Here is a 22,575-nt window from a genome sequence, read left to right as displayed (position 1 = left end):
GGGCGCCCCTGTGACTGAGACCATGACCGCCATCGCTGTGGAGGGCGGGCGAGGACCTGCGGAAAACCTCAAGGCCCAGACCATCGCGCGGCCCGAGCCGGGACCGGGGCAGATCCTCATCAAGGTCGAGGCCGCCGGCGTGAACCGTCCCGACCTGGCGCAACGCATCGGCGCCTATCCGCCGCCGCCCGGCGCGCCCGATACGCTCGGCCTGGAAGTCGCCGGCGAAGTGGTGGTCGGGGCCGGCCGCTGGAAGGCCGGCGACAAGGTCTGCGCCCTGCTCGGCGGCGGCGGTTATGCACAATACGCCGTGGTCGACGCCCGCCACGCCCTGCCGATTCCCAAGGGCCTGAGCGCGCTGGAGGCGGCCGCCCTGCCCGAGACGGTGTTCACCGTCTTCGCCAACGTGTTCGAGCATGGGAGCCTGAAGGCCGGCGAGACGCTCATGGTTCACGGCGCGACGTCCGGGATCGGGACAACGGCGATACAGATGGCCAAGGCGGCCGGCGCCAAGGTGATCGCCACCGGCCGCGGCGCCGGCAAGGCCGCCGAGGCGCTGAAGCTGGGGGCCGACGTCAGCGTCGACGTGACCAGCCAGGACTTCGCCGAAGTCGCCAAGGCGGAAGGCGGGGTCGACGTGATCCTCGACATGGTCGGGGGCGACTACTTCGCCAAGGGCCTCGACGCCCTGAGGACCGGCGGCCGGATCGTGTTCATCGCCGCCCAGGGCGGCGGCGAGGTGGCGCTGCCCATCTTCCGACTAATGATGAAGCGGGCGGTGGTCACCGGCTCGACCCTGCGCCCGCGTGACGCCGACGAAAAGGCGCGGCTCGCCGCGGCGGTGGAAGCGACCGTCTGGCCGTGGATCGAAGCCGGCAAGCTGAAGCCTCTCATCGACAAGACCTTCCCGTTGGAAGACGCGGCGGCGGCGCACGCCTATCTCGAAGGCGGCGCCCACGTCGGCAAGGTAATGCTGACCGCCGACTGAGTCGGAGTTCTAGGGTGCGGCATGGCGGCGGGACCTAGAGCCCGCCGCCGCCGCGGAATGTTTGCAGAACATCGGTAGCGGCGCCGTCCCGCTCCACGAAATCCCTGTGCGGTAACGGTAAGGCGCCCAGCTGCGGCCACGAAATCCGTTGACGATAGGGAAACCCTCCCTCACGATTTGGCCAATTGATCGTGGGCGTCCGCCACAGCTTCAAGGCTATGGTTTGGCGTCTTCATAATGGCGGCTGCGCAGCATTGATCGCGCGGCGGGAGGAACAATTGGTCGACGGCCCATCCAAGCCGATTCTGTTCGCGTGCGCCGAAGGTCCGAGCGGCCGCGCATGAGCGACTCCCGACCACCCCTGAGCCTGGCCACCAAGCTGTTCTACGCGGTCGGCGCCGTCGCAAACGCCGTGAAGCTGCGCGGGCTCTCGACCTTCCTGATGCTGTTCTACAATCAGGTCGTGGGGCTGCCGCCGACGACGGTGACCTTCGTCCTGATGATCGCCCTGGTGTTCGACGCCATCGTCGACCCGCTGGTCGGGCAGATTTCGGACAACTTCAAATCCCGCCTCGGCCGCCGCCACCCGTTCATGTACGCCGCGGCGATCCCGGTCTCGGTGGCGTTCTACATGCTGTGGAACCCGCCGTCCGGGCTCAGCGACGGCCAGATGGTGGCCTATCTGCTGGCCTGCCTGCTGACTGTCCGTCTGTTCGACACGTTTTTCGAGCTGCCGCACTCGACCCTCGCGCCCGAACTGGCCAAGGACTACGACGAGCGCACCAAGCTGATTTCGCTGCGCATGCTGTTTGCGGTGATCGGCGGGCTGGGCATGACCGTGCTGGCCTACCAGGTGTTCCTGAAAGAGAACCCGGACGGCACCGGCGGGGTTCTGGCCCGCGACGGCTATTTCGCCTACTCGCTCTGCGCCTCCCTGCTGATCTTCGTCTGCATCATGCTGTCGACGGCCGGCACCCAGAACCAGATCCCCTATCTGCGCGCCGCGCCGAACCGGAAGATCACCTTCAAGGCCATGGCCAAGGAGGTCGCGGCCACGCTCAACAACCGCGCCTTCGTGATCGCCACCATCACCGGGATGTTCGTGGCCATCGCCGTCGGCGCCCGCAATGCGCTGGAGATCTATTTCGGCCTCTATTTCTGGGAGCTGACCCAGTCGCAGCTCGCCGGACTGGTGACGGTCAGCGTCGTCGGCTCGGCGATCGGCGTGGTCGCCGCGCCGCGGATCGCTCAGCGCATGGGTAAGAAGCACGGCGCGATCCTGATGTTCGCCACCGCGCTGCTGGTCGGGGTCAGCCCGGTCGTGGCCCGTCTGTTCGGCGTCATGCCCGCCAACGGCACCGGCCTGCTTTACGGCCTGCTGATCGTCGAGACGGTGATCAACACCGCGCTTGCCGGCGGCACCGGCGTGCTGCTGGTCTCGCTGGTCGCCGACGTGATCGAGGACGCCGAGGTGAAGACCGGCCGCCGGTCGGAAGGCTTGCTGATGAGCGCCGACAACCTGTTCAAGAAGCTGGTCTCGGGCGTCGGGGTGTTCATCTCGGGATCAGTGCTGGCGATGATCGCCTTCCCCGAGAACGCCAAGCGCGGCCAGGTCGACCCCGAGATCATTCACAACATGGGCCTGATCTACCTGCCCGTGATCGGCGTGCTGTTCGGCCTCGGGATCGTCAGCCTCAGCTTCTTCAACATCGACAAGGCCAAGCACGAGGACAACCTCGCCCGCCTGGCCGAGCGGTCCGGCGCGCCGCGCCCGAATCCCGAGCCCGAACCGGCGCCTGAGCCCCCCGCCGCATCGCCGCAGCCCTTCAAAGCCTGACCCTAAGTCCAGGATTCACGACATGACCGACGCCGTCGCCGGCCTGCCGCCACGCCCGCCCATCACGTTCACGACCAAGGCGCTCTATGGCCTTGGCGCGGCCGCCAACATCATCAAGCAGCGCGGTATCACGACCTTCCTGCTGCTGTTCTACAACCAGGTCGTCGGCCTGCCGCCGGCCATGGTGTCGACGGCGATCATGATCGCGCTGATCTTCGACGCCTTCATCGACCCGATGGTCGGGCAGATCTCGGACAACACCCGCAGCAAGTGGGGGCGGCGCCATCCGTTCATGTACGCCGCGGCCCTGCCGGTCGCGATCGCCTTCTATATGATCTGGAACCCGCCGATCGGCTGGGAGAACGAGGCGCTGTTCGGCTACATGCTGGTCTGCCTGCTGACCATCCGGCTGTTCGACACCTTCTTCGAACTGCCCTCGTCGGCGCTGCTCGCCGAGCTGACCAGCGACTACGACCAGCGCACCAGCATGATCGCCATCCGCTCGTTCTGCGGCGTGGCCGGCGGCCTGATCATGCAGCTGCTGGTCTACCAGGTGTTCCTCAAGAAGAACGCCGACGGCACCGGCGGCCTGCTGTCGCGCGACGGCTGGCAGACCTATTCGATCGTCGCGGCGATCACGATCTTCACGATCATCCTGATCTCGTCGCGGGCGACCCACCACCAGATCCCCTATCTGCGCCAGCCGCCGAAGCGGAAGATCACCGTCGGCGCGATGGTCCGCGAGGTCGCCGCCACCCTGAACAACCGCTCGTTCGTCGCCCTGACGATCTCGGGCATGTTCATGAACGTCTCGCTCGGCCTGAAGACCGCGCTGGAGCTCTACTTCAACCTCTACTTCTGGGGCCTGACCCAGGGACAGCTGGCGGTGCTGACCGTCACTGGCGTGGTCGCCAGCGTGGTCGGCGTCGTCGCCGCTCCGAAGGTCGCCGCCAAGCTCGGCAAGAAGCTGGCCGCCATCACCATGTTCTTCGGCGCGGTGATCGCCCTGCTGCTGCCGATCGGCCTGCGAATCCTGGGCCTTATGCCCGAGAACGGCACCAATCTGCTGTTCGGCATCCTGATCATCGACTTCATGGCCAACGGCGCCATGGCGATCATGACCGGGGTCATGCTGCAGTCGATGATCGCCGACGTCGTCGAGGACAGCGAGGTCAAGACCGGGCGCCGCTCCGAAGGCCTGCTGTTCTCGGCGGACAACCTGTTCAAGAAGATCGTCTCCGGGGTCGGCGTCTTCACCTCCGGCGTGCTGCTGGCCTATGTCGCCTTCCCGCAGGGCGCCAAGCCGGGCGAGGTGGACCCCGATCTGCTGCGCAACCTGGCGCTCATCTACCTGCCGACGATCGGCGGCTTCTACGCCGTAGCCATCACCTGCCTGTTCCTCTACCGGATCGACAAGACCACCCACGAGGAGAACCTGCGCAAGCTGCAGGAGGGGGCGATGGAGGCTCGCACCACCGACGCCCAGATCGAAGGCGCCAGCCCCGCCGCCACCGGCCCGGCCGGCGACCTCAGCCCGGTCGCGCCCAAGGCTTGACGGGGGCGGCGCCGGCCGGCGCCGCTTACTGACCAGATCCCCTCGCGGCCCTGCCGCGAGGGGATTTTCGTTTGCGCGAATAGTCGCTTGCCAGCGCCCCGGTCATACCGAATATTCGAAGCCGTGACGTCCGCGGCGAAGATCGCGGCGCACCGGCCAGGGAGGAGCGCATGGGCCAGGCCCAAGCGGCGGACGGACGCCTGAGCGTCGGGTCCAAGATGTTCTACGGGTTCGGCTCCGTCGCCTTCGGGGTCGCCACGCTCGGCCTCTCCTCGGCGGTTTTGCAGCCCTATCTGAACCGGGTGATCGGACTGCCTGCGCTGTGGGTCGGCGCCGCGATCATGGCCACCCTGATCCTCGACGCCTTCATCGACCCGGCGATCGGCCAGTGGTCGGACAAGCTGCGCACCCGTTGGGGTCGCCGCCACCCGCTGATGTACGCCGCCGCCCCGCTGGTGGCGCTGGCCTGCATCGGTTTCTGGAACTCGCCGGCCGACTGGCCGCCGCAGAGCATCGGCCTCTACCTGATCGGCATGCTGGTGGTGCTACGGATCTGCGTCAGCCTCTACGAGGTGCCGAGTCAGGCGCTGGCCCCGGAGCTGACCTCCGACTACCACCAGCGCACCAGCCTGTTCAGCTACCGGTTCTTCTTCGGGGTGATCGGCGGTTTCGGGATGAACGTGGTGCTCTACCAGGTCTTCCTGAGCCCAGAGAACGGCGGGATCCTCAATCGGGACGGCTATGCCCAGTACGGGATCCTGGCCGGGCTGGTGATGGCCGCCTCGATTCTGGTCTCCTCGCTCGGCACGCACCGGCATATCCCGCGTCTGGCCGCGCCGCCCGAACGCCAAGCCAGCCTGGGCCAACTGCTGCGCGAGATCGTCGGCACGCTGTCCAATCGCTCGCTGGTGGTGGTGATGACCTCGGGCCTGTGCTCGGGCGTGGCGGCGGGCATGACCAACGCGCTCAGCCAGTACTTCTATCTGGAGTTCTGGGGGCTCACCGCCGCCAACATCTCGATGCTGGCCCTGGCCTCTGTGCTCGCCTCGGTGTCGGGCGTGGCGGTCGCCGCCCCGACCTCGAAGGCGTTCGGCAAGAAGGCCGCGATGCTCGGTCTGTTCAGCGTCGCCACGGTGACCGCCTCGGCCCCGATCCTGCTGCGGCTGCTGCACCTGATGCCGCCCAACCATTCGCCATGGGTGTTCGCCATCCTCTGGGTCGACGCGTTCGTGGCCACGACCCTGGCCATCGCCGGCTATATCATCATCTCCTCGATGATCGCCGACATCGTCGAGGACGCCGCGGTCCGCACCCGGGTGCGCTCCGAGGGACTGCTCTTTGCGGCCAACGGCCTGCTGCCCAAGTTCACCGCCGGCATCGGCGTGTTTCTCAGCGGCCTGCTGCTGACCTTCGTGGCCTTTCCGACCCATGCGCCGGCCGGATCGGTCGGCCCGGACATCATGCGCCAGCTGGCCCTGATCTATCTGCCGATCACCTTCGGAATGAACATGCTCTCGATCCTGGTGCTGGTCTTCTACCGCATCGACCGTGAGACCCACGAGCGTAACGTCGCGGCCCTGGCCGGCGAGCAAACCGTCGGCGACGAGGCCCAGCCGCCGCAGGCCGAGCCGGTGATCGCCAGCGCAGGTTGATGCGGCCCCTTCCCTCGCCCTCCTGGTCGCGTTTACAAAAGCGGACATAGAACAGGGGAAACGCCGTGGCGGAAGCCGTACCAGATGCTCAAAAGCAGGGACGCTTGAGCGTCCCGACCAAGTTTTTCTACGGCTTCGGCTCGGTCGCCTTCGGGGTGAAGGACCAAGGCTTCTCCTATCTCCTCCTGATCTTTTACAACCAGGTGGTCGGCCTGCCCTCGGCGACCGTCGGCCTGGCGATCATGATCGCGCTGATCATCGACAGCTTCCTCGACCCGATCATGGGCCAGGTGTCCGACAACTGGCGCTCGCGCTGGGGTCGCCGCCACCCGTTCATGTACGCCGCCGCCCTGCCGGTGGCGCTGTCTTACCTGCTCCTTTGGAATCCGCCGCAGGGCTGGTCGCATGACGCGCTGTTCGTCTACCTGATCGTCGTCGCGGTGATCATCCGCAGCTTCATCACCATGTACGAGATCCCCTCCTCGGCGCTGGCGGCGGAGTTGACCACCGACTACGACGAGCGCACCAAGGTGATGTCCTACCGCTACTTCTTCGCCTGGTGGGGCGGCCTGACCATGACCCTGCTGGCGCTGAAGGTGTTCCTGACCCCGGACGCCGAGCACCCGGTCGGCCAGCTGAACCCGGCCGGCTACGTCACCTACGGCTATGTCGCAGCCGCGGTGATCTTCTTTGCGATCATCGTCTCGGCGATGGGCACCCACAACCAGATTCCGCGGCTGCGCATCCCGCCGGCCCGCAAGCTCAGCCTGGGCCAGCTGGCCAAGGAGATGGTTGGCACGCTCAGCCACAAGTCGTTCCTGGTGCTGATGGGCGCGGGCCTGTTCAACGCCATGGCCGGCGGCCTGGTGCTGTCGCTGAACCTCTACTTCAACACCTACTTCTGGCAGCTGCCTTCGGCGCAGATCGCCATCCTGGCGATGGCCAACTTCATCTCCGCGGCCCTGGCCTTCGGCTTCGCCGCGCCGCTCTCCAAGCGCCTGGGCAAGAAGCAGACCGCGCAGATCACCAAGGTGCTGTCGTTCGCGATCGCGGTCGCGCCGATCACCCTGCGGCTCACCGGCGTGTTCCCCGACAACAGCTCGCCCGCCCTGCTGCCGATCCTGTTCGTGCAGGCGGTGTTCTCGACCGGCTTCTCGATCATCTCGGCGATCCTGATCTCGTCGATGATCGCCGACGTGGTGGAAGACTCCGAGCTGCGCACCGGCCGCCGTTCCGAAGGCCTGTTCTTCGCCGCCGCCGCCTTCGTGCAGAAGGCGGTCTCCGGCGTCGGCATCTTCGCCTCGAGCATGATCCTGCTGGCCATCGGCTTCCCGCAGAACGCCAAGCCGGGCGAGGTCAGCGAGGGCGTGGTTTCGAACCTCGGCCTGACCTACCTGTTCGTGCTCGGCGGCCTCTATGGCGCGGCGATCCTCTGCGTCTCGCTCTACCGCATCACCCGAGACAGCCACGCGGCCAGCCTCGCCAAGCTGGCGGCCCAGGCCGAGCAGGTGGAGGGCGGCGAAGGCCCCGAGCGGGTCGGCTGACGCCCAAAGAAAAACGCGCCGGGTGCGTGACCCGGCGCGTTCGTCTTCGTCCTCGCGGCGGAAGCTACTTGGAGATCCGCAGCGAGTTGATGTCCTGGGCGATCGCCCGGAACGCCACCTTCAGCTCGGTCCCGCCGCTGGGCGTGTAAGCGTACTCGGGCGACGTGGCGCAGTTGTTCATCATCGCGGTGATGTCGCGGTCACTGCTGACGTTGAAGCCGACCGTGTAGATGATCACGCCCTTCTTCTTCATGTTGTCGCAGAGCTTGGCGGCTTGGACGAGCGGATCGCCATTGATGGAGTTGCAGTTGATGCGGTTACTGGCGCTCGCTGCGCCGGAGCTGGAGTCCGCGTCCTTCGCGGCGACGCCGCGGCAATAGGGCGTATTGAAAATGCCGTCGGTCATCAGGATCACGACCTTAAGGAGCTGCGGCTTGCCGTACTCGGCCGGCGCGCTGCTTCCCGTCCAGACCGTGCTCCACTCCGGGGAGATCATGTACCAACCCCAGGCCAGGCCAATCTGACCTGCCGTGGAACCGCTAGCGCTGAGCGAGTCGATTCGGGACTTGAGCGCGGTCTTGTTGGTGGACAGCGGCATGATCGCGGCCGACGGGCACGAGCCGTCGGAAGAGTAGTGCCAGCCGACCGGCGCCGTGGGCCCGGCGTCGGTGTAGGCTTCAGCTCCCAGACGTTCCGTCGCGCAGGTGGAAGCCTGCCAATAGCTAGGATTGGAGATGAGGCTGTTGTTCGCATTGACGAATATGTGCTGAGCGCAGCCTTCGCCCTTGCATTGAGCCGTGCCACCCGACGTGTAGGCGCCGTAGCTAGTGCCGTTGACGTTGCTCGGATACACGGCGTTGGTCTTCAGCTGGAAGGTGTTCTGCGTGACGCCGGTCGCGACATAGGTGACGCCGTTCAGCTGGGTCATGCCCTTGACGCCCGAGATCGTCACGCGCTCGCCCTCATAGAGCCCGTGGTTCGGCGAGGTGACGACGACCGGGTTGGTCTTGGTCGCACCGGTAATGTTCGTGGCGCCTTTTGTCCCCCCACGCGCCGTATTGGCGTACGTCGAGCTCATGTTCACGCCCACCGAGTAGGGCACGATGGCGACCTTGGTATAGTAGGGGGCCTGCACATCCTTGACGACCAAGTCGACCAGATCCTTTGCGGCGGTCTTCAGGTTGGCCATGTCCGCGCTCATCGAGCCGGTGGTGTCGAGCACCAGGGCGACTTCGACATTGTTGGAATTGCGCAGCACCTCGGAGCTGGCGGCGATGTCGGCCTGCACCCACAGCCGCGGCCCCACCGTCGGCGGGGTGATGGTCGCGCGACCCTTGATGGTGATCTTGTCCGCCGCCAGCTGGAACGAGCTGGAGGTGATCGTCTGGCCTGTCGGCAGCTTGAGGTTGGCGCGCAGGGCCGCGTCGCCGGAATTCTGAATGTCCGTCGCGGACGTCGCGGTCGATCTGGCCACGTAGAGCGTGGCGGTGTCGAGGGCGTCCTGCAGTTGGCCGCGCTGGGTCGTGATCATGTAGAGGTCGATCAGACCCATGGTGGCGGGCGCCAGCAGCAGCAGGCCCACAGCGAAGAAGACGGCGGTCGCGCCGCGCTCGTCGCGGACGCCCGCGACGCACCGGGCTTTCAAGCGCCCGGTCATGCCATGAATACGCCTGGCGACTTGCTTGGTGATCTTTTCCACGCCTGGAGTCCCAGCAGTTCAGAGTTGAATCCGCCGGAGCTTGCCAGAGCAGCGTAAACGAACGGGCGCCGAAGACGGTTAAGGCAAAGCTTAATTCGGCGCCCGTTAACCGACTTACCAGCCGCAGGCCTCGCCCTTGTTCTGGACGGTCAGCCAATCGTTCAGCGGCTTGAAGTAGGCCGTCACCGCGCTGGCGTCGGCGGTCTTCTCGCCGGTGAAGGCGGCCATGGCTTCCGGCCACGGCTTGGAGGCGCCCATCTCCAGCATGGCGTTGAATTTCTGGCCCATTTCCTTCTCGCCGTAGACCGAGCAGCGATGCAGCGGACCCTTCCAACCGATCTGGTTGCAGGCCGCGCGGTGGAACTGGAACTGATAGATGTGGGCCAGGAAGTAGCGGGTGTAGGGCACGTTGGCCGGCACGTGGTACTTGGCCGCCGGGTCGAAGGCGTCGGCCGGGCGCGGGCCGGGCGGCGTCAGGCCCTGGTACTTGAGGCGCAGCTTCCACCATTCGTCGTTATAGCGGTCGGGCGTCGCCTCGCCCGAGAACACCTCCCAGCGCCAGCGATCGACCATCAGGCCGAAGGGCAAGAAGGCGATCTTGTCGAGCGCCATCTTCAGCAGGAACGGGATGTCCTCGTCCGCGCCCGGCGCCTTGTCGAGCAGACCGATCTGCTGGAGGTAGGTCGGGGTCAGGGCCGAGAGGCCGACGAAGTCGCCGATCGCTTCGTGGAAACCATCGTTCGCGCCATTCTTGAACAGGAACGGCTGGTCCTTGTAGGCGCGTTGGTAAACGTTGTGCCCGAGCTCGTGGTGAACGGTGTAAAAGTCGTCGGCGTCGACCTTGGTGCACATCTTGATACGCACGTCGTCGCGGTCGTCGAGGTCCCAGGCCGAGGCGTGGCAGACCACTTCGCGGTCCTTCGGACGGGTGATCATCGAGCGCTGCCAGAAGGTCTCCGGCAGCGGCGAGATGCCGACCGAGGTGTAGAAGCTCTCGCCGGTCTTGACCATCTTCACCGGGTCATAGCCCTTTGAAACCAACAGCTTGTCGAGGCTGTAGCTCGACGAAGCGGTCTTCGGCTGGACGACGTCGTAGATGTTGCCCCACTGCTGGGCCCACATATTGCCGAGCAGATCGGCGCGGATCGGACCGGTGCGCGGCTGCACGGCGTCGCCGTACTTGTCGTTCAGCTGGCCCCGCACATAGCAGTGAAGGTTGCGGTAGAACGGCTCGACCTGGCTCCACAGGCGGTCGGTCTCGGCCGCGAACTTGTCCGGATCCATGTCGTAGTTCGAACGCCAGAGGGCGCCGGTGTCCTTGAAGCCCAGGTCTCGGGCCCCCTCGTTGGAAAGCTGCGCCAGCTTGGCGTAGTCGCCGCGCATCTGCGGGGCGACCGAGTGCCAGCCCTCCCAGACCGCCTTCAGCTGCGCCGGATCACGGCTTTTGGCCAGGATCTCCTCGGCTTCGTTGAGGTTCAGGGTCTTGCCGTCGTACTGGAACTTGCCCGCCGAAAAGGTCGAGTCCAGCCGGGTGGCGATGGTCGCCAGCTCGCCGGCGGCGCCGGGACGGTTGGGAGCCGGCGAGACCAGGAACAGCTTGAGCAGCTTGAGCTTGCGGGCGGTGACCGGATCCACGGCGACCCCGTCGTACTTGGCCGCTTCACGGGCGTAGCGGGCGGTCAGCTCGTTCTGCTCGGCCGTGGCCTTGGCCTCCAGCCACTGGGTGTCCTCGGTGATGTAGGTCGCCCGCACCCAGGCCGACTTGGCCACGTACTGGTTGAAGGCGGCGAGCTCGGCCTCGGCCTTGTCGACGAAGGCCTTGGCCTCGGCAGGGGTCGGCTCGGCGGGCTTGGGGGCCTGGGCCGAAGCCGGTGCGAAGGCGAACAAAGCAACCGCCGTGGCGGCCAGCAACTGAGATTTCATGCGGCGAGACGTCCCTAACGCGGCAAATGCGGCCTTGAAGGCCGCGCTGAACGGAAAGGAACGTCTGGGAAGGACGCCGTCAAGCGGCGCTTAGGCGCGGGCCTCGGACGCCGCCGTGCGGATAGCGCTCTCGACCGACGCCTGGGCGTCAGACTGCGACAAGTCGAGGCCCTGGGCGACGGTTTCGCCGTCCTCGTCGAAGATCCGCCAGGCCCAGCCGCATTCGGCGTGGGCCAGGGAGTAGGCGAACGGAAGATCCGTCACAAGCGCCTCCGCGAAACTCATGCTGCAATGCGGCATGCCTACTTTATGACGACTCCAAGACCCGCCTGAGTCAAGCTTTCGGGCGGTTGCGGCGCAACACGAAAAGTTTCATCGGAACCCCAGGCGGGCCTGGGAACCTATAGCCGGGCGTAACCGAGGAAGGGTTTTTCGATGTCAGATCAACCGTCTGTGGACGAACTGAAGACGGGAGCCGCCCGCCTCATCCGCCAGGCGGCGCTCGTCGACGGCGAGTGGATCGCTGCTGCGGGCGCCAACGTCATCGAGGTCGTCAATCCTGCCGATGGGACGATCGTCGGACGGGTCCCAAAGCTGCCGAAAGACCAGGTCGAGCGGGCGATTCGCGCCGCGGCCGACGCCTTCCGGCCCTGGGCGGCGCTGAAGGGGGCCGAACGCGGGGCGATCCTTTCCCAGTGGGCTCAGAAGGTTAGCGAGCACGAGCACGCCCTGGCCGCGATCATCGCGCTGGAGAACGGCAAGCCGTTCAAGGAGGCGCTGGGCGAGATCCGTTACGCAAACTCTTTCGTCAGCTGGTTCGGCAACCTGGCCCAAAGCCTGGACGGCAAGGCGATCCAGAGCCCCAACGGGCAGGATTTGATCCTCGCCTTCCAGGAACCTGTCGGTCCGGTGGCGGCGATCACCCCGTGGAACTTCCCGGCCGCGATGATCACCCGCAAGGCGGCGGCCGCGTTCGCCGCCGGCTGCCCGGTAGTGCTGAAGCCCGCTTCTGCGACGCCGTTCACGGCGCTGGCGCTGGCCGCGCTGGCGCTGGAGGCCGGGGTTCCGGCAGGTTGCTTGTCGGTGGTCACCGGCGCGCAGGACGTGGTCGGCGGGGCGCTGACCGGATCGCCGCTGATCCGCAAGCTCAGCTTCACCGGCTCGACCCAGGTCGGCCGGACCCTGGCCGCCCAGTGCGCCCCGACCCTCAAGCGGCTCTCGATGGAGCTGGGTGGGGCAGCCCCGCTGCTGGTGTTCGACGACGCGGACCTGGAGACAGCGGTCGAGGGGACGGTGGCCGGCAAGTTCCGCGCGGGCGGCCAGACCTGCGTGTGCCCCAACCGGGTCTATGTGCAGGCCGGGATCCGCGAGCAGTTCGTCGAGGCGCTGGTCGCCAAGGTGAAGACCCTGAAGGTCGGCGATCCCTTTGCGCCCGACACGGTGATCGGGCCGCTGATCGATCGGAAGGGCGTGGCCAAGGTCGAGGACCATATCGCCCGCACCGTGGCGGCCGGCGGCCAGGTGCTGACCGGCGGGTCGCGGATCGAGGGCAACTTCTTCGCGCCGACCGTGACCTTCGGCGGCGACGACGAGCTGTTCTGTCACGAGGAGACCTTCGGCCCGCTGGTCCCGGTGTTCGAGTTCGAGACCGAGGAACAGGCGATCGCCCGGGCCAACGCCTCGGAGTTCGGCCTGGCCGCCTTCCTGTTCACCGACGACCTGAACCGCGCGATGCGGGTCGGGCGGGCCATCGAGTCCGGCATCGTCGGCGTCAACGCCGGGCTGATCTCCAACGCCGCCAATCCGTTCGGCGGGGTCAAGCAGAGCGGCTACGGCCGCGAGGGCTCGGTATACGGCGTCGCCGACTACATGCAGGTCAAGGCGCTGACCCTGGCGCTGCGGTAGGTCTAGAGAACGCCGAGGCCGCGCCCCCAGTCCTCAAGCGCGTCCCGCACCTTCACCGCCGGGTCGGCGTCGCGTCGGAACGCCCACCAGACCAGCGTCCCCTGCCACATGCTGAGCATCTGCCAGCCGAGCCGGCCGCCGCGCTCGGGATCGTCGGTAAGGCGGCGCCCGAGCGCGGCGGCCAGGCGCGCGCCCCAGGCCGCGCCGCGGGCCCGCAGCACCGGGTTGCGAACATCCTCGCGCAGCAGCAGCAGCCCGTCGGTGAAGTCATACTCCGCCGCCTCGGAACGGGTCAGACGCACCAACAGCGCGACGGCGCCGGCGGGGTCGGGCGAAGCCGCCGCATCGGCGCTCGCCGTCTCCTCGTCGAGCCGGTCCCAAGCGTGAAGAAGCACCGCCTCGACCATGCCGGCGCGGGTTCCGAACCGCTGAACCAGGGTGGCGGCGGCGAGACCTGCAGCGCCCGACGCCCTGGCGAACGAGACCTCAGCCGGACCATGCTCCAGCACGGCGCCCAGCAGCCGATCCAATAGCTGTTCGTCGGAAATTATCTTGCCTCGGCCCATGCCTCGATAATAAACGAATGATCGTTTATATTCAAGCAAGCGACCTATGGCGAAAATCCTCGGCTACATCGCCGCCAGCCTCGACGGCTTCATCGCGGCGCCGAACGACAGTCTGGACTGGCTGTTCAAATACGACGGCATGGACCTGGGCGAGCACGACTACGCCTTGTTCCTCAAGCAGGTCCGCACGGTCGTCATGGGCCGCGGCACCTACGACTTTCTCGCCCGCGATCCGGCGCCCTGGGCCTACGGCGACCAGCGGGTCATCGTCGTGACGTCGCGGCCGATCGAGGATCCCAAGGGGCCGCTCGAGACCCGCAGCGACGTGGACGCCCTGATCGCCGAGCTACGCGCCCTGGAGGACGGCGACGTCTGGATGCTCGGCGGCGGGGAGTTGCAGATGGCCTTCATGGAGCGCGGCGCGCTCGACGAGATCGAGATCTACGTCATGCCTGAACTGCTGGGCGGCGGGCGCCCGCTGTTTCCAGCGAGGGGGTTCCAGGCAAGCCCCCGGCTCCTGAGCGCCAAGGCGTTGGACCGCGGCTGCGTGCGGCTGCACTACGCTCTGATCCGCGCCGGACAGCGCCCATCTCCGTGACCACGGGCGGCGCGCCGCGAACGATCGGGCGCTCCACGGCGTTGTTCGCTGGAACCCGGAGCGCCCCGATGTCCGACTATCACCTCTACTACTGGTCCGTGCCGTTTCGCGGGCAGTTCGTGCGGGCGGTCCTCGCGCAGGCCGGCAAGAGCTGGACCGAGGCCGGCGACGCGGCGATCGCCGAGCTGATGGACGGCCCGGTCGCGGAGATGCCGGTTCCGTTCATGGGTCCGCCCCTGCTGATCGACCGCAAGGCCGGGGTCGCGATCGCGCAGACGCCGGCGATCCTGCTCTATCTCGGCGAGACCCTGGACCTGCTGCCGGCCTCGCCCGCCCTGCGCGCCCTGACCTTGAAGGTGGTCGCCGACGCCAACGACGTGATCGACGACCTCACCCTCGACGGCGGCCGGCTGATGTGGACGCAGGAGCGCTGGCGCGAGTTCACGCCCCGGCTGGCGAAATGGATGTCGATCTGGGAGGAGACCGGTCGCCGCCACGGGTTGACCGCAGAGGCCGGCTTCCTGCTGGGCGGCGAGACGCCGGGCCTGGCCGACGTGGTGAGCGCGGTCCTGTGGTCGACGATGGCCGAGCGCTTCGCCCCGCTCGCGACGCTGCTGGACGAGACCGCCCCGTTGACCGCCGCCCTGTCGCGTCGGGTCGCAGCGCTGCCGGCGCAGGCCGACCTCGCGGAGCGGACCCGCAAGGCCTATGGCGAGGCCTATTGCGGCGGCCAGATCGAGGCCTCGCTGCGCCAGGTGCTGGGAAGCTGATCGCAGGAACGCATTTGGCCGCGGACGGTTGTCGGCGTTCGGGGGCGTGGGACGTCCTTTGGGGAGCGGCCGCCTGGCCGCGCATGAAGGAGACCGCCGATGGTGACGTTGGTTCCCGCCGCGCAGCTCGCCGCTCAGGGGCGCACGCCGTTTCCGGGCGAAAGCGCGGCCTATCGCGAGGCGCGCCGCGCCCTGCTGGCCGAGGAGATCGAGTTCCGCCGACACATGACCCGGGTCACCGAGCAGCGCCGGGCCTTGCCCGACGGGCCGGTGATCGAGAAGGACTATCGGTTCAGGGACGCGGACGGCGCCGAGGTCGGGCTGCTTGAGCTGTTCGGCGACAAGGCTGCGTTGGTCTCGTACTTCTGGATGTACGGGCCGCAGCGCGAGCGCCCCTGCCCGATGTGCACCAACTGGCTGGGCGCGGTGGCCGGCAACGCCGCCGACATCGCCCAGCGCGTGGCCCTGAAGATCTTCGGCCGCAGCCCGGTGGAACGGCAACTGGCCTTCGCGGAGGAACGCGGCTGGCGAGGCCTGGAGTTCGTGCAGACGGTCGGGGACGACTATGCGCGCGACCTCGGGCTGCTGAACGAGGACGGCAGCGAGAACCCGGCGCTGGTGGTCTTCAAGCGCGACGGCGACCAGGTGCGCCTGTTCTGGGCCAGCGAGATGACGCTGGCGATGGCCGATCCGGGCCAGGACCCGCGCGATGCGCCGGACGTCGCGGCGCTGTGGTCGATCCTGGATCTGACGCCGGGCGGGCGCGGCACCGACTGGTACCCGAAGCTCAGCTACTGAGCAGGGCCAGCGCGGCGGCGGCGAGGTCCTGCGGATCGCCGACCAGGTCGTCGGCGCCTGCGGTTTCGAGCTCGTCGCGGCTGCCATAGCCCCAGAGCACGCCAAGCGCGCGGACGCGGTTGGCGTGGGCGCCGGAGATGTCGTAGCGGCGGTCGCCGACCATCACGCAGGCGGCCGGGTCCAGGCCGTAGCGGGCGATGATGTGGGCGATCAGCTCGGGCTTGTGGTCGAGGGCGCCGCCGGGCTCGGAGCCGTGGATGGCGGCGAACAGCGTCGCAAGACCGGTGTGATCGAGGATGTGCTCGGCGAACGCGCGGCGCTTGGAGGTCGCCAGGATCAACTGAGCGCCGGCGTCGCGCATCGCAGCGAGCGCTTCTGGGATCCCCGGATAGGGGGTGCTGCCCAGCAGCCCGCGCGCGCCGTAGTCGGCGCGATAGGCGGCGACGCCCTCGCCGACGCGGTCGTCGCCATAGGCGGCCAGCAGCACGTGCATGATGTCCTCGATCGGCGGGCCGATCAGCGCGGCGATGTCGAGCTGCGGCGCCGGGACGTGGCCGAGGGCCGTGAGCGCGGCGCGGCAGCTGGCTTCGATCCCCGGCAGGGAGTCGACCAGCATGCCGTCGAGGTCGAGGAGGACGGTCGGTTGGGGGGCCATGGCCCAGCTTAGCGCATGGCGCAGGACAGTGAACGCGGTTATGAAGCCGGGCGGGCGCGCGAAGCGCGGAGATCGCGGTCGGGGGCGCCATGAAGGCTTATCGGTTCGACAGCTTCGACAGCCTGGAGGCGCTGCGCTTGCGCGAGGAGGCCGATCCGGTCCCGCAGCGAGGCGAAGTTCTGGTGCGCGTGCACGCGGTCTCGCTGAACTATCGCGACCTGGCCATGCTGCGCGGGCGCTATCCCCGCAAGTGCGTGCCGGGGCATGTTCCGACCAGCGACGCCGCCGGCGAGATCGTCGCGCTGGGCGAAGGCGTCGAGGCCTTCAAGGTCGGCGACCGGGTGATCGGCGCCTTCCACCCGCGGTGGTTCGGCGGCGACATGCCTTCGACCATCCAGCGCGACAGCTACGGGGCCGAGAATGACGGCTGGCTTTGCGAGCTGAAGGCCGTGAGCCAGGAGGCGGTGGTCCCGATGCCGCAGAGTCTCTCCTACGAGGAAGCCTCCACGCTGCCTTGCGCGGGCCTCACCGCCTGGACGGCGTTGAGCGGCCCGGCGCCGATCCGGGCCGGACGTACGGTGCTGGTCCAGGGCAGCGGCGGAGTGTCGATCTTCGCCCTGCAGTTGGCCCGCGCGCTTGGCGCGGGCGTCATCGCCACCACGTCCAGCGCCGCGAAGGCCGAGACGCTGAAGGCGCTGGGCGCGCAGGCGGTGGTGAACTATGCCGACGACCCGGAGTGGGGTCGCAGCGTGCGGACGCTGACCGGCGGGCGCGGCGTCGACCGCGTGGTCGAGGTCGGCGGACCGGGCACGATCGGCCAGTCGCTGCGCGCCGTGGCGCTGGGCGGCGAGATCGCCTCCATCGGGTTCCTGAGCACCGAGAACCCCGGCATCGACTTCTTCCAGCTGAAGTCGAGCGGCGCGAGCTTTCGCAACATCACCGTCGGCGACCGCGCCGCGCTGCTGGACTTCACGCGGGCGGTGGAGTCCAGCGGCCTGAAGCCGGTCATCGACCGCACGTTCGCCTTTGACGAGGCCCGCGAAGCGTTCAGCCATCTCGAGGCCGGCGCCCACCTGGGGAAGGTCGTCATCAGCTGCGGGGGCTGAGGCCCTATTCCCATGGGTAGAAGGGCGGCATGTGCGAGGCGCGGCCGGCGAACTGCGGCTCGCGCTTCTCGAGGAAGGCGGCGACGCCTTCCTTGCCGTCGCCGATGCTGGCGTAGAACATCGCCAGGGAGTCGACGCGGTGGGCCTCCAGCGGGTGCGGCTGGGCGGCGTTGCGCAGCAGCATCTGGCGGGCCAGGGCCACGGCTACGGCTGAGCGCCCGGCGATGAACTTGCGGGCCAGGGCCTGGGCGTCGGCGACCAGCGTGTCCGGCGCGTGGACCGAGCGGGCGAGACCGCCGCGCAGGGCCTCGGCGGCGTCGAAGATCTCGGCCGACAGCACCCATTCCAGCGCCTGCTGCGGGCCGACCAGGCGCGGCAGGAACCAGCTGGAGCAGGCCTCCGGCACGATGCCGAGCTTGCCGAACACGAAGCCGATGCGGGCCTTCTCCGAGACCATGCGGATGTCCATGGCCAGCGTCATGGTCGCGCCGATGCCGACCGCCGCGCCGTTGATCGCGGCGATGACCGGCTTCTTGCAGTTGAAGATCGCCAGGGTGACGCGGCCTCCGGTGTCGCGCACGCCGTCGCGGATCACGGGGTCGTCCAGCCGATCGTGCATGTCGGCCATGGTCGGGGTCTGGCTCTCGTCGAGACCGAAGACGTTGCCGTCGGCCGACAGGTCCATGCCGGCGCAGAAGGCGCGGCCGGATCCGGTGACCACCACGGCGCCGACGCCGTCGTCCTCGCTGGCGCGCTCGAAGGCTGCGATCAGCTCGTGGGCCATCTCGACGGTGAAGGCGTTGAGCTGATCGGGGCGGTTGAGCGTCAGGGTGAGAACGCGGTCCTCCACCTCCCAGAGCAGGGTGTTGTAGGTCATCGGCGTCTCCCCTCGTGATCTGCCCGCGCCAGTCAGCACAGCGGCGGGGCGGCGTCCAGAAGCGGTTGCGGGGCGGCGGCCGATAGGCGATGCAAGACGCCGAACAGCGCGCGCCACGACGCGCCTCGCGAACAAGGGAACGCCATCATGAAGACGCGCATTACCGAACTGCTCGGCATCGAGCATCCGATCGTCCAGGGCGGCATGCACTTCGTCGGCTTCGCCGAGATGGCGGCGGCGGTGTCGAACGCCGGGGGGCTGGGGATCATCACCGGCCTGACCCAGGGCACGCCGGAGAACCTGAAGGCCGAGATCGAGCGCTGCCGGGCGATGACCGACAAGCCGTTCGGGGTGAACCTGACCTTCCTGCCGGCGGTGACGCCGCCCGACTATCCGGGCTTCGTGAAGGTGATCGTCGAGAGCGGCGTGAAGGTCGTCGAGACGGCCGGCAACAACCCGGCCAAGTGGCTGCCGATGCTGAAGGAAGCCGGCATCGTGGTGATCCACAAGTGCACCTCGGTGCGCCACGCGCTGAAGGCCGAGGCGATCGGCTGCGATGCGGTCAGCGTCGACGGCTTCGAGTGCGGCGGCCACCCGGGCGAGGACGACGTGCCGAACTTCATCCTGCTGCCGCGGGCCGGCGAGGAACTGAAGGTGCCGTTCCTCGCCTCGGGCGGGATGGCGGACGGCCGCAGCCTCGTCGCCGCCCTGGCCATGGGCGCGGACGGCATGAACATGGGCACCCGGTTCATCGCGACGAAGGAAGCCCCGGTCCACCAGAACGTGAAGGACGCCCTGGTCGCGGCCAGCGAGCTGGACACCCGCCTGATCATGCGCCCGCTGCGCAACACCGAACGGGTGCTGGTCAACGCCGGCGTCGAGCGACTGCTGGAGAAGGAAAAGGAGCTTGGCGACAAGGTGACCTTCGCCGACATCGCCGCCGAGGTGGCCGGCGTCTATCCGCGCATCCTGCGCGATGGCGACATGGACGCCGGCGGCTGGTCGTGCGGCATGGTCGCGGGATTGATCCACGACGTGCCGAGCGTGCAGGAGCTGATCGAGCGCACCATGGCCGAGGCCGAGCAGATCATCCGCGGCCGGCTGGTCGGGCTGCTGGACGCGTAGGAACGCGAGTCTCCTCCCCCATCCGCATGGGGGAGGAATTCAGCCTCCCTGGGCGAGGCTGAGCGCCGGAGGAGCCGATGAGCCGTTTCAGTTCGATGTCCGAGCGCGCTTGGGATCATCGCGGCCTCTTTGCTCGGGCGACCCTGGCGCGCGCACCGGCGGCGCGCCCGTGAGCCTGGCGATCGTGCGGGCAAGCGCGGGGGACGCAGCCCTGCTGCAGAATCTTCTCCAGCTCTACACCCACGACTTTTCAGAGTTCTGGGCCGGGACCGCGCGCGGCGAGCTAGGGGCCGATGGTCGGTTCACGGACTATCCTCTGGAACCCTACTTCGCGCGCCCGGGCTGGTCGGCCTGGCTGCTGAAGGCGAGCGAAGCGCCGGCCGGGTTCGCGCTGATCAACGACGAGGCCCACTCGGGCCTGCCGACGCGGCGGTCGATGGCCGAGTTCTTCGTGGTGCGCAAACACCGCGGCCAGGGGGCCGGGCGCGCCGCGGCCCAGGCGCTGATCGCCGACGAGCCGGGACGCTGGGAGATCGCGGTCGCGCGGGCCAACACCGGGGCGCTGGCCTTCTGGCGCAAGGTGGCGGGCGCGTGCGCGGCCGGGCCGATCGAGGAACTGGACATTCTCAGCCCCGACTGGGACGGGCCGGTGCTGCGGTTCACGGCGCGCTAGGGGATCAGCTCTCCAGCTCGTAGCCGGCGTCGCGCCAGACCTTGAGGGCGACGGCGCGGGCGACGGCGCGGGTGAAGCAGGGTTCGCGCAGCGTGGCCGCGGCCAGGGTCGAGATCTTGTCGGAGCGGCGGGTGTGGTCGGAGGTGTGCAGGGCCTGGATGCGCAGTTCGCCGACGATCAGCACATCGCCGTCGTCGAGCCGCAGGTCGGCGTAGGGGGCGGGGCTGAGGCGGTTCATGACCACTGGGAGCTTCTGCAGCTCGCGGCTGGCCGAGAAATGGTCGGCATGGATGTGGGTGTCGACGATGTAGCGGATGTGCAGGCCCATTTGGCCGGCGAGCGACATAGGGTCGATCTGCGAGAGTTCCGGATCGATCAGCACGGGGGCGCGGGTCGCCTCGCAGGTATCTGCTCGAAGATCGTCGCATGGCCCTTAGCGGCGCGCGGGCGGACAGTCGCGCCAACCGCGGCCGGGCGCAAGCCGCACGGCGTTACGTCTGGGGCGAAGACCCAAGGGGGTCGCAGGGGGGCGCCCGATGGCGTCCTGCGGCGCTCGCGGCGAGGCTGACGTCCTGCGGGGAGACGTGTCCGGCGCCCCCGACGACATCAAGGAGCGCGAGCGATGCCGAACGGCAAACCCAACATCCTATTCATCATGGGCGACGACATCGGCTGGTACAATGTCAGCGCCTACAACCTCGGGGTCATGGGCTACCGCACGCCCAACATCGACCGCATCGCCGCGGAAGGCGCGCTGTTCACCGACTGGTACGGCCAACAGAGCTGCACCGCCGGGCGCGCGGCGTTCCTGACCGGCCAGTCGCCGATCCGCACAGGCCTGACCAAGGTCGGACTCCCGGGCGCGGAGTTGGGGCTGGGCCCCAAGGACCCGTGCATCGCCGAGGTGATGAAGGCGCAGGGCTACGCCACCGGCCAGTTCGGCAAGAACCATCTGGGCGACCGCGACGAGCACCTGCCGACCATGCACGGCTTCGACGAGTTCTTCGGCAACCTCTACCACCTGAACGCCGAGGAAGAGCCGGAGAACCCGGACTATCCGAAGGATCCGAAGTTCCGTGAACGGTTCGGTCCGCGGGGCGTGCTGAAGTGCAAGGCCGACGGCAAGGGCGGCCAGACCATCGAGAACACCGGCGCCCTGACCAAGAAGCGGATGGAGACGGTCGACGAGGAGTTCCTGGCTGCGGCCAAGGACTTCATCACCCGCAACCAGAAGGCCGGCGGGCCGTGGTTCTGCTACTTCAACACCACCCGCATGCACGTCTTCACGCACCTGAAGGCGGAGTCGCAGGGCGTCACCGGGCTGGGCGTCTATCCGGACGGCATGGTCGAGCACGACGGGCATGTCGGACAGCTGCTGGCGCTGCTGGACGAGCTGGGCGCCGCCGACGACACTGTGGTCGTCTACACGACCGATAACGGCGCGGAAGTGATGACCTGGCCGGACGGGGGGACGACGCCGTTCAAGGGTGAGAAGGCGACCAACTGGGAAGGCGGATTCCGCGTGCCCTGCGCGATCCGCTGGCCTGGTGTCATCGAGCCCGGCCAGATCATCAACGACATCTGCGCGCACGAGGACTTCCTGCCGACCTTCGCGGCGGCGGCGGGCGACATGGACGTCGTCGAGCGCGTGAAGAAGGGCGGCAAGATCGGCGACAAGACGTTCAAGGTGCACCTGGACGGCAACAACCTGATCCCGTTCCTCAGCGGCAAGGAGAAGGAATCGCCGCGGGAGGGCTTCCTGTACTGGAGCGACGACGGCGACCTGCTCGCGATCCGCGCCCGTAACTGGAAGATCGGCTTCAAGTCCCAGGACCACACCGGACTGAATGTGTGGAAGCTCGACTTCACCAACCTGCGCGCGCCCGATGTCTACAACCTGCGCTCGGACCCCTTCGAACGCGGGCCGGAATCGCTGGAGTACGGCATGTGGATGTTCCAGCGCGCGTTCTTGCTGGTGCCGGCCCAGGCGATCGTCGGCAAGGTGCTTGAGAGCTTCAAGGAGTTCCCGCCGCGGGCCAAGGCGGCGAGCTTTACGGTCGACGACGCGATGGAAAAGATCGCCACCGCCAGCCCGAACCAGAACTGAGCCGAGGACAGGCTGCAGCGGGGGCGAGTTCGCCTCGTCCCCGTCTTTTTGGGCCGTCGTGTCTGGGGACTGACGCCTACCGAAGATTGACGCCGACGAGCCTTTCGCGTCCCATCGCTGCGACATTCCGTCCAGCTTAAGAGAGACCGATGGCGAGCGATCATACGCCCGAGACGCCGACCCCGAAGGGCTGGCTG

Annotated in this window: 20 protein-coding genes; 13 read left to right on the top strand and 7 right to left on the bottom strand. The window is 67.9% G+C overall.

The features are described from left to right. Nucleotides 1-10: 10 nt before the first annotated feature. From GGQ61_RS08200 to GGQ61_RS08180, 5 genes are all read left to right on the top strand, one after another. Complete coding sequence (locus GGQ61_RS08200) at nucleotides 11-988, top strand: zinc-binding dehydrogenase (protein WP_183771412.1); 978 nt, start codon at nucleotides 11-13, stop codon at nucleotides 986-988. Between the two features lie 340 nt (nucleotides 989-1,328). After that, nucleotides 1,329-2,825, top strand: coding sequence for an MFS transporter (locus tag GGQ61_RS08195; RefSeq protein WP_183771411.1), 1,497 nt, complete (start codon nucleotides 1,329-1,331; stop codon nucleotides 2,823-2,825). Between the two features lie 22 nt (nucleotides 2,826-2,847). Continuing rightward, a complete protein-coding gene (locus GGQ61_RS08190; protein ID WP_183771410.1) occupies nucleotides 2,848-4,380 on the top strand; it encodes an MFS transporter in 1,533 nt (510 codons plus the stop codon). Nucleotides 4,381-4,550: 170 nt separating this feature from the next. Continuing rightward, complete coding sequence (locus GGQ61_RS08185; protein WP_183771409.1) at nucleotides 4,551-6,032, top strand: MFS transporter; 1,482 nt, start codon at nucleotides 4,551-4,553, stop codon at nucleotides 6,030-6,032. Between the two features lie 104 nt (nucleotides 6,033-6,136). After that, nucleotides 6,137-7,576 (top strand): MFS transporter, encoded by a 1,440-nt coding sequence (locus tag GGQ61_RS08180; protein WP_183771408.1) that lies wholly within the window; start codon nucleotides 6,137-6,139, stop codon nucleotides 7,574-7,576. A gap of 64 nt (nucleotides 7,577-7,640) precedes the next feature. Here GGQ61_RS08180 and GGQ61_RS08175 read toward each other — a convergent pair whose 3' ends face one another. The 3 genes from GGQ61_RS08175 to GGQ61_RS08165 form a co-directional block, all read right to left on the bottom strand. Next, nucleotides 7,641-9,275, bottom strand: coding sequence for a ubiquitin-activating E1 FCCH domain-containing protein (locus tag GGQ61_RS08175; protein WP_343056083.1), 1,635 nt, complete (start codon nucleotides 9,273-9,275; stop codon nucleotides 7,641-7,643). A 114-nt stretch (nucleotides 9,276-9,389) separates the two neighbouring features. Continuing rightward, complete coding sequence (locus GGQ61_RS08170) at nucleotides 9,390-11,198, bottom strand: M2 family metallopeptidase (protein WP_183771407.1); 1,809 nt, start codon at nucleotides 11,196-11,198, stop codon at nucleotides 9,390-9,392. Nucleotides 11,199-11,288: 90 nt separating this feature from the next. After that, entirely contained in the window at nucleotides 11,289-11,462 is a 174-nt protein-coding gene (locus GGQ61_RS08165) for a hypothetical protein (RefSeq protein WP_183771406.1), read from the bottom strand. 171 nt (nucleotides 11,463-11,633) lie between these two features. On the opposite strand from GGQ61_RS08165, the gene GGQ61_RS08160 reads away from it, so the two are divergent. Then, on the top strand, nucleotides 11,634-13,103 hold the full coding sequence (locus tag GGQ61_RS08160; RefSeq protein WP_183771404.1) for an NAD-dependent succinate-semialdehyde dehydrogenase: 1,470 nt from the start codon (nucleotides 11,634-11,636) through the stop codon (nucleotides 13,101-13,103). A gap of 2 nt (nucleotides 13,104-13,105) precedes the next feature. Here the strand turns inward: GGQ61_RS08160 and GGQ61_RS08155 are convergent, their stop codons facing one another. Beyond that, on the bottom strand, nucleotides 13,106-13,669 hold the full coding sequence (locus tag GGQ61_RS08155) for a TetR/AcrR family transcriptional regulator (RefSeq protein WP_183771402.1): 564 nt from the start codon (nucleotides 13,667-13,669) through the stop codon (nucleotides 13,106-13,108). A 46-nt stretch (nucleotides 13,670-13,715) separates the two neighbouring features. On the opposite strand from GGQ61_RS08155, the gene GGQ61_RS08150 reads away from it, so the two are divergent. The 3 genes from GGQ61_RS08150 to GGQ61_RS08140 all read left to right on the top strand — a co-directional run bounded on the left by GGQ61_RS08150 (nucleotide 13,716) and on the right by GGQ61_RS08140 (nucleotide 15,835). Beyond that, complete coding sequence (locus GGQ61_RS08150) at nucleotides 13,716-14,267, top strand: dihydrofolate reductase family protein (protein WP_183771400.1); 552 nt, start codon at nucleotides 13,716-13,718, stop codon at nucleotides 14,265-14,267. Between the two features lie 68 nt (nucleotides 14,268-14,335). Beyond that, complete coding sequence (locus GGQ61_RS08145) at nucleotides 14,336-15,037, top strand: glutathione S-transferase (RefSeq protein WP_183771398.1); 702 nt, start codon at nucleotides 14,336-14,338, stop codon at nucleotides 15,035-15,037. Nucleotides 15,038-15,136: 99 nt separating this feature from the next. Then, nucleotides 15,137-15,835 (top strand): DUF899 family protein, encoded by a 699-nt coding sequence (locus GGQ61_RS08140; protein WP_183771396.1) that lies wholly within the window; start codon nucleotides 15,137-15,139, stop codon nucleotides 15,833-15,835. Here GGQ61_RS08140 and GGQ61_RS08135 read toward each other — a convergent pair. Continuing rightward, nucleotides 15,825-16,490, bottom strand: a complete 666-nt coding sequence (locus GGQ61_RS08135) for an HAD family hydrolase (RefSeq protein WP_183771394.1) — start codon at nucleotides 16,488-16,490, stop codon at nucleotides 15,825-15,827. The genes GGQ61_RS08140 and GGQ61_RS08135 overlap by 11 nt on opposite strands. 89 nt (nucleotides 16,491-16,579) lie before the next feature. Here GGQ61_RS08135 and GGQ61_RS08130 point away from each other — a divergent pair, with 89 nt between their 5' ends. Continuing rightward, nucleotides 16,580-17,596 (top strand): zinc-dependent alcohol dehydrogenase family protein, encoded by a 1,017-nt coding sequence (locus GGQ61_RS08130; RefSeq protein ID WP_183771392.1) that lies wholly within the window; start codon nucleotides 16,580-16,582, stop codon nucleotides 17,594-17,596. Nucleotides 17,597-17,600: 4 nt separating this feature from the next. On the opposite strand, the gene GGQ61_RS08125 is transcribed toward GGQ61_RS08130, so the two are convergent. Continuing rightward, entirely contained in the window at nucleotides 17,601-18,473 is an 873-nt protein-coding gene (locus GGQ61_RS08125) for a crotonase/enoyl-CoA hydratase family protein (RefSeq protein ID WP_183771390.1), read from the bottom strand. 147 nt (nucleotides 18,474-18,620) lie between these two features. On the opposite strand from GGQ61_RS08125, the gene GGQ61_RS08120 reads away from it, so the two are divergent. Then, nucleotides 18,621-19,598 (top strand): NAD(P)H-dependent flavin oxidoreductase, encoded by a 978-nt coding sequence (locus tag GGQ61_RS08120; RefSeq protein WP_183771388.1) that lies wholly within the window; start codon nucleotides 18,621-18,623, stop codon nucleotides 19,596-19,598. A gap of 169 nt (nucleotides 19,599-19,767) precedes the next feature. Then, on the top strand, nucleotides 19,768-20,271 hold the full coding sequence (locus GGQ61_RS08115; protein ID WP_183771386.1) for a GNAT family N-acetyltransferase: 504 nt from the start codon (nucleotides 19,768-19,770) through the stop codon (nucleotides 20,269-20,271). A 4-nt stretch (nucleotides 20,272-20,275) separates the two neighbouring features. Here the strand turns inward: GGQ61_RS08115 and GGQ61_RS08110 are convergent, their stop codons facing one another. Further along, a complete protein-coding gene (locus GGQ61_RS08110) occupies nucleotides 20,276-20,653 on the bottom strand; it encodes an MBL fold metallo-hydrolase (RefSeq protein WP_343056082.1) in 378 nt (125 codons plus the stop codon). A gap of 240 nt (nucleotides 20,654-20,893) precedes the next feature. Between GGQ61_RS08110 and GGQ61_RS08105 the strand changes: the two genes are divergently transcribed. Beyond that, nucleotides 20,894-22,378: an arylsulfatase gene (locus GGQ61_RS08105; RefSeq protein WP_183771384.1), complete on the top strand. Its 1,485-nt coding sequence runs from the start codon at nucleotides 20,894-20,896 to the stop codon at nucleotides 22,376-22,378. The last annotated feature ends 197 nt before the right edge of the window (nucleotides 22,379-22,575 follow it).

The organism is Phenylobacterium haematophilum (assembly GCF_014196295.1).
In the GTDB taxonomy this organism is placed as follows: domain Bacteria; phylum Pseudomonadota; class Alphaproteobacteria; order Caulobacterales; family Caulobacteraceae; genus Phenylobacterium; species Phenylobacterium haematophilum.
The sequence above is the reverse complement of the archived record's forward strand: the minus strand, read 5'-3'. Positions and strand labels throughout refer to the sequence as shown.